The sequence below is a fragment of the Curtobacterium sp. MCBA15_013 genome (assembly GCF_001865095.1).
Lineage (GTDB): Bacteria > Actinomycetota > Actinomycetes > Actinomycetales > Microbacteriaceae > Curtobacterium.
On sequence record NZ_MJGQ01000021.1, the window covers coordinates 1,020 to 1,447 of the forward strand.

Consider the following 428-nt stretch of genomic DNA (forward strand, 5'->3'; position numbering starts at 1 on the left):
GGCGCAGGCCACGGGCATCCCGGTGTTCAAGCTCACCGAAGAGGAGACCTCGCGTCTCGTCTTCATGGAGAAGGCACTGCACGAGCGCGTCATCGGTCAGGAAGAGGCCATCTCGGCCCTCTCCAAGACCATCCGCCGCACCCGCGCCGGCCTGAAGGACCCGAACCGTCCCTCCGGCTCGTTCATCTTCGCCGGCCCCACGGGCGTCGGGAAGACCGAGCTCGCCAAGGCCCTCGCCGAGTTCCTCTTCGACGACGAGGGTGCGCTGATCTCCCTCGACATGTCGGAGTTCGGCGAGAAGCACACCGTCTCCCGACTCTTCGGTGCCCCTCCCGGGTTCGTCGGGTTCGAGGAGGGCGGCCAGCTCACCGAGAAGGTGCGCCGCAAGCCGTTCTCCGTGGTCCTCTTCGACGAGATCGAGAAGGCCC

General features: G+C 67.1%; 1 protein-coding gene. It reads left to right on the forward strand.

What is annotated here, in order from left to right:
- The coding region (locus tag BIV01_RS11815) for an AAA family ATPase (RefSeq protein WP_139199328.1) at positions 1-428 on the forward strand (428 nt) is incomplete at both ends.